Origin of the sequence: Thermocladium sp. ECH_B (assembly GCA_001516585.1) — an archaeon.
Classification (GTDB): Archaea; Thermoproteota; Thermoprotei; order Thermoproteales; family Thermocladiaceae; genus Thermocladium.
The window spans coordinates 1-6,893 of the sequence record LOBW01000089.1 but is presented as its reverse complement, the minus strand read 5'-3'; the positions used below and the strand labels follow the sequence as shown (position 1 = coordinate 6,893).

At 38.9% G+C, this 6,893-nt stretch carries 6 protein-coding genes and 1 pseudogene; all 7 read left to right on the top strand.

Annotation, left to right across the window (positions count from 1 at the left end):
• Positions 1-24: 24 nt before the first annotated feature.
• The 7 genes and pseudogenes from AT710_08770 to AT710_08740 all read left to right on the top strand — a co-directional run bounded on the left by AT710_08770 (position 25) and on the right by AT710_08740 (position 6,893).
• Positions 25-1,008, top strand: a complete 984-nt coding sequence (locus tag AT710_08770) for a hypothetical protein (protein KUO90564.1) — start codon at positions 25-27, stop codon at positions 1,006-1,008.
• 61 nt (positions 1,009-1,069) lie between these two features.
• Entirely contained in the window at positions 1,070-2,821 is a 1,752-nt protein-coding gene (locus AT710_08765) for a hypothetical protein (protein ID KUO90563.1), read from the top strand.
• Positions 2,822-2,860: 39 nt separating this feature from the next.
• Positions 2,861-3,892, top strand: a complete 1,032-nt coding sequence (locus tag AT710_08760; protein ID KUO90562.1) for a hypothetical protein — start codon at positions 2,861-2,863, stop codon at positions 3,890-3,892.
• 11 nt (positions 3,893-3,903) lie between these two features.
• The gene (locus tag AT710_08755; GenBank protein KUO90561.1) at positions 3,904-4,659 is read left to right on the top strand and encodes a hypothetical protein; all 756 of its coding nucleotides are present in this window, start codon (positions 3,904-3,906) and stop codon (positions 4,657-4,659) included.
• Positions 4,660-4,665: 6 nt separating this feature from the next.
• Positions 4,666-5,595, top strand: a complete 930-nt coding sequence (locus tag AT710_08750) for a hypothetical protein (protein KUO90560.1) — start codon at positions 4,666-4,668, stop codon at positions 5,593-5,595.
• A gap of 45 nt (positions 5,596-5,640) precedes the next feature.
• Positions 5,641-6,384 (top strand): hypothetical protein, encoded by a 744-nt coding sequence (locus AT710_08745; protein KUO90559.1) that lies wholly within the window; start codon positions 5,641-5,643, stop codon positions 6,382-6,384.
• Positions 6,377-6,893, top strand: a pseudogene (locus AT710_08740). The gene AT710_08745 and the pseudogene AT710_08740 overlap by 8 nt, the downstream one beginning before the upstream one ends.

Here is a 6,893-nt window from a genome sequence, read left to right as displayed (position 1 = left end):
AAGATGGTTCTAGGATGGGATTTTATGAAACGGTATGATGTGGTATTAATAGGCAGGGCAGGCATTGACCTGTATTCCGACGACCTAGGCGCACCTCTAGACCAAGCGCGTCATTTCATGAAGTACGTAGGTGGTACGACAGCCAATACCGCCGTAGGATGTGTCAGGTATGGAATGAAGGTTGCACTATTAACTAAGGTTAGTAAAGATCCATTGGGTAAGTTTATAAAGGATTATCTATCTAGAAATGGCGTTGATACTTCATATATAAAAGAGGATCCAGAGGCATTTGTTGGAATAGCGCTTGCTGCAATATTCCTGGGCAAGGATCCAGAGTTCATATTTTATAGACCCCCAGGACTCACTGCAGATCTTAGGATAACTAAGGATGATATACCTGTAGATGTTATTAGAGATAGTAAGGTACTTGAGGTTACAGGAACGGGATTAACCGAAACCCCTTCCTACGAGACTAACCTATATGCGGTAAATATTGCTAAGGCAAATAATACGGAGGTATTATTTAACTTAGATTGGAGGGAGAGTTTATGGAGGTCTGTGAAAAGTGATGAGAGAATTCAACGCTATTTATCCATAATTAAACATGCCGATATAATAGTTGGCGGTGTTCCTGAGTGGCTAGCCGCTACTGGCGCCTCGAATATAGATGAGGCTATTGATTACGTTAGGCGAGTTAATAAATCCATGAAGGGTATGATAATAACGAGGGGGAGTGAGGATGTTACCGCTTATTGGGGCGGCCAGGTAATAAATGTTCCCGCATTTCGCGTGAACATCCTAAAAACGCTAGGTGCTGGCGATGCATTTTTAGCGGCATTTCTTTATGGCTATTTATATTTAATGCCTAGTGGATGGTCTATGAAGGACGTACTACGTTTTGCCAATGCCGCAGCGGCGATTGTAGTCACGAGACATTCATGCTCAGAAGCTATGCCTACATTTGATGAAGTCATGATGTTCATTAAAAATTATGACAAAAAGGTATAAGTTAGTGAGTGCATTAAGGTAAAGCTTAAAAAATAATTTGATTTCTCATATAAGGGGTTAAATGGTTGAATATACAGGGGCGGAATTAATAGCTAGGTTCCTTATGGAGAAAAAGATAAAATACGTATTTGGAATTGTTGGGCATGGAAATGCCGCAATAGTTAATGCGATAAAGGATGTAGAGCCTGATGCGGTGTTCGTGCCTGTTAAGCATGAGCAGTGGGGCGGTCACATGGCTGATGGGTATTTTAGGGCGAATAGGAGGGACCCTGCCGTAGTCACGACATCGGTAGGACCTGGCGCAACCAATCTGGCTACGGCATTAGCTACGGCTTTCGTTGATTCATCAACATTCATAGCCATAACAGGTCAAATTCAGACGTACTTATTTGGTATGGGTATTTTTCAAGAAATAGAGAGGCATCATTGGGTTGATTATGTTAATTTCATGAGGCATGTTACGAAAAGGGCGTGGTTAATATCTAATATAAGGCAATTACCGAGGGTTTTAGTGAATGCGTATAAGGAGGCTGTTTCTGGAAGGCTTGGCCCTGTACTTATTGACTTACCTATGGATGTGCAAGTGGCTAAGATAGATAGTGATATACTAAAGGTAGAGAAGTACGTACCTATGGGTAGGGTTTATCCTGACCATGAAATGATTAGAAAGGCGGCAGAATTATTGTTGAATGCTGAAAGACCATTAATTCTTGTTGGGGGTGGTGCCACGATGTCCGGCGCAACTGAGGAGCTTATTAAGGTTGCTGAATTCTTGGACGCGCCTGTGGTTACTACATTCAGGGGCGAGGCTAAGGGCGCATTTCCTGAAGATCATGAGTTATATGCATTCTCAATAGGTAATATTGGTAGCCTTGTTGGTAACGAACTCGCTAAAAATGCCGACGTTATATTGGCTGTGGGGGTTACATTTAGTGATGAGACCACAAGCTCCTATAGACCTGGTGTAACATTAAATATACCCCTCACGAAACTTATACAAATAGATATTGATCCCCATGAGATAGGAAAGAATTACCCAGTTGAGGTAGGTATTGTGGCTGATGCGAAAGCTGCCTTAGAGGAACTATATAAGGTCCTTGTGCAATTAGGCAAAAGGAGAGAAAATACTGTATGGCATCAAAGAATGAGGGAGTTAAAGGATGAGTTCATACGGCAGATCGAGGACTTAAGGACGAAGGCTCCTATGGGAATACCCAATATTGTTAAATTAACCCGTGAAATATTGCCTAAGGATGCGATCATAACCCTGAGCGCTGGTTTGCCTCAGGAAATATTCTCGCAGCAATGGATAGCCTATTACCCACTAACTTTCATAAGTTCTGGAGGTTTTTCAACAATGGGTTTTGCGCTACCGGCAGCCATTGGTGCCAAGTTAGCTAGGCCTGATAAGGTGGTGGTTGCAGTAGAGGGTGATGGATCATTCCTCATGAATAATGTTGAGTTATCAACCTCCGTACAAATGGATATACCGATCATTGTAATAGTCTTAAATAACTTCGGGTGGATTTCGATAAGGGATCTCCAAATTAGACGCTTTGCTGAAAGGATATATGGAACTGCGTTTTTAAAGGATAAGAAACGTTATATAATAGACTTTGAGAAAATAGTACGTGCATATGGTGCTGAGTACCTAAGGGCGGAAGATCCAACATCATATCAAGACGCGTTAAGAAAGGCCCTTAAGAATAATGTTACTACCGTAATAGAAGTTCTCGTGGAGACAAAGTTCCCATATAGTGGTACAATAGCATATGGCTATTGGGATATACCATCACCTTACGTACATGATTAGCGGGAGAAATTTAAATAGGTGAATTTTGTATTGCTCAGTATGGCTAAGGAAACTATTAATTTAGGAGTAATAGGCGTGGGAGGTATTGGGAGAGTTCACGCATATAATATTGCCTTTAAGGTGAAAAACGTTCAATTAGTGGCCATAGCTGATGTAAATCGTGATGCTGCCCTTAATTTTGTTAAGGAGTATAAACTTAACAATGTGGTTATATATGATGATTATCGTAAGTTATTAGGGAATGGGAGTATCGATGGTGTAGTAATAGCAACACCAACATTTACTAAAAAGGATGTAGTAATAGCTGCAGCAGATGCAGGTAAACATATATTTGTCGAGAAGCCGTTAGCCCTTAACCTTAATGATGCTGATGAGATGATAAGGCATGTTGAGAAACAGAGGGTTAAGGTACTAGCTGGTTATCAGAGGAGATATGATAGGGCTTATGCTTTGGCTAGAGAGGCAATTTCACAGGGCAAAATAGGCACAGTATTAATTATAAAGTCGTGGACCAGAGACCCACCGCTAATACCCCAGGGTTGGGCTGCTGATCCTAAATTAAGTGGCGGTCGTTTAGTTGATAGCTTAACGCATGACTTCGATGCAATTAGGTATCTAGCGGGCCTTGAGATATCTACAGTATACGCTGAGGGCTCTACCCTTATGTACGATAAATTTAAGGAATTAGGTGATTACGACCATATGCTAGTTTTACTGAGAATGACCAATGACGCGCTTGGTTTAGTGGAGTATTCAGGATATACGCCATACGGTTATGATACTGGTGTTGAGATTCACGGTTCTAAAGGCAAAATAATAATTGGTATGGGTTTAAGATCATCCTTAATAGTTATACAAGGTGCTAATTACGTGTATGATGCACCAACGAATTGGGTCGAGAGGTATGAGGATGCTTATTTAAATGTGTTACTAGATTTTGTTGATTCGATATTAAATGATGGAGAGCCTAGGTGTACCATATACGATGGTCGTAAGGCGCTTGAGGTGGCTTTAGCGGCGTGGAAATCAATCAGGGAAAAGAAGCCCGTCAATTTACCTTTAATGATTTAAGGTGATTTTATATGAAAATAGCCGTTACCACAATAGCGTGGGGTAAATCAAAGAGTATATCGACTTTCATGAACGTTATAAATTCGATTAAGAAATTTAACTATGATGGTGCTGGTATAGAGACACGGTTACTTCCTAAGGAGTTGCTGAAAGATCCTGCTAAGTTAAAATCCATACTTAGCGAGGTTGGGTTGGAAAATGCCGGTGCATACTCAAGAATGGATATTAGTGATATAAGATGGGCTATAGAATCGGCCACGCCAGTGTTATGGATAGTACCTAGATTTAAGGATTGTAATGAGGCGTTATCTAGATTAAGGGATTTTGCGGATGAAGCTATTTCCAACAATGTAATTCCAGCACTCCATAATCACCTACGTACATGCTTCGAAACGGAAGATCAAGTAATCAACGCGCTTAATAAGGTTGATTCATTATCCATATGCTTAGATACTGCGCATGCTACAGCCGCTAATTTTAATATTATTAAATTCATAGAGAATTATCACGATAGAATAGCTCTTGTTCATATTAAGGATTTAAGGGCTTTACTGCCTAAGAGTAAGGTTAGATTTAGGAGGGATTTTGTGAATGTGGGTAAGGGCATTATTAACTTTGAGAAGATAATACGTGCCTTATATGAAAGTGATTATAAGGGTTATTTAATGCTTGAAATAGAGGCTCTAAGCAGTGATCCATTTAATGAGGTTATGCAGGGCTATATTATAATTAAGGCCTATTTAGATAAAGTAACGAGGGGCGTATAATGAGGGGTGGAATTAAAATTGAACAATATAGTAGATAATATATATTATGAAGTAGTGAGGTTACGTAAGAATATAGATGAAATTGACATATATGGTTACTTAAAAAGTAGAAAGAAACCATCACGTAAAAGGTTGTATCAAAGAGGTGTGTTAATACTTGCTGCGGATCATACGGCAAGGATGAATACTGAGGTTGGTAATAATCCATACGCGTTATTAAACCGTAAGGAGTTGTTATCAAGAATAGTTAGGTTATTAATGACTGAGTACGTGGATGGAGTATTAGTTATTCCAGACGTACTTGATGAGGTATTGATGGCGAATTACATACTTATGGAGAGATTCGGAATTTCATTGATTGATGATAAGTTCATAATTGCGTCGATTAATCGGGGTGGTTTAAAGGGTTCGGTTTTCGAACTTGACGATAAAGTGACTGCATACACGCCTGAGGATGCGAAAAGATTAGGTCTTGATGCGGCTAAGGTTCTTCTTCAACTTGATAAAGATAATTATTACACATCTAATACGCTCACTTATACAACTGAAGTTGTTAGAAAGACTTTGGATTTAGATATTCCGTTATTTATAGAGGTATTTCCAGTTAAAAGGGTTAATAATGAGTATAAATTTACAGGAGATCCTTATGAGCTTGCCTCAGCAATAAATGTAGTCACTGCGCTTGGATATTCAAATGTTAATAAGCTCCTTAAGGTTCCCTATGTTCATGATTTTAAAATAGTTGCAGAATCAACAACATTACCCATTTATTTACTGGGGGGCGGGTCTGGTAAGGCTAAGGATTTTGTACATCAATTAAATGAGGCAATGAATGCAGGTGATAATGTGGTTGGCGCCGTAATCGGTAGGAATATACTATTCCCCATAGATATTAATCCAATAGAGGCAGTAAAGTTAATGAAAAATAGCATATAATGTATTGTGAGCAACGCTTAAAAAATAGCGAATATATAATATTCTATGACCTTGTTAATTGCGGAAAATATTTGGAAGTCTTATGGCCCAGTTATTGCGTTAAAGGGCGTCTCGCTAAAAATGGATTATAATGAATTAGTAGGACTTGCTGGTGACAATGGAGCCGGTAAATCAACGTTTATAAAAATATTGGCTGGGTATTTAAGGCCTGATAAAGGGGCTATATATTTTGATGGTAAAAAAGTTAATTTTAAGTCGCCAATGGATGCTAGAGAAATGGGGATGGAGGTTGTTTACCAGGATTTAGCCCTTGTGCCCCAATTACCTGTGTATCGAAACATATTTTTAGGTTTTGAGAAAAAGAAGGGCATACTTCTTGACAAGAAGGCTATGAAAAACGAGAGCAGGAGAATGCTAAAGGAATTTGGAATTGATATAGATGTAAATAAGTTAGCTAGCGAGTTATCAGGTGGGCAAAGGCAGATGATAGCCATAGTTAGGGCTTTGATGTTTAACGCTAACCTCTTATTGCTTGATGAACCAACGGCGGCGCTATCAGTATATGAGGCAAACCAAGTTTTGAACTTTGTAAAATCAATTGTTAGTGATAAGTTGAGAAAAGTTTCGGCAATAATAGTCGGTCACAATATACACCATGTATATTCAGCAGCTACGCGGATCGTGATTATGGATAAGGGGCAGATAGTCCTTGACGTGCCCGCAGAAAGTACGAGTCCTCAAGAAATTGAAAGTCAAATAATGGAATTGGTAAGGCGATATTATGAATAATGAGGTTAACGTTATAGTTATCGGAGCAGGTAGAATGGGAACAATTCATGCAAAAAGTTTAGCCTTGCTGAGAAATGTTAATTTATTAGGTATTGTGGATCCAGATAAGGAAAGAGGATTATCACTTGCTAACGAGATTAAAATAAACTATTTTCCTTCAATTGATGATGCTTTATCACATATTAGAAGCAAAGTTGAGGCATTGATCATCGCTGTTCCTGTTCTTCAACATTTCGAAGTAATTAAAAAAATCGCAGATTTAGAAGTGCCAATTTTCTTGGAAAAGCCTATTGCACCTAACCTAAAAGATACTCTCGATTTAGTTAAATTGGTTATGCAAAGGAACATAAAAATACAAATAGGCTTCATGAGGAGGTATGATGCAACATTCCAGAAAATTAAGGAGTATGTAAGTCGCATAGGTAAAGTTCGCGTGTTGAAGTTGATAACAAGAGATTTAGGTTCAAGTTTAGTCGGTATTGGCATGCTTTATCCAGGCTCTATACTTT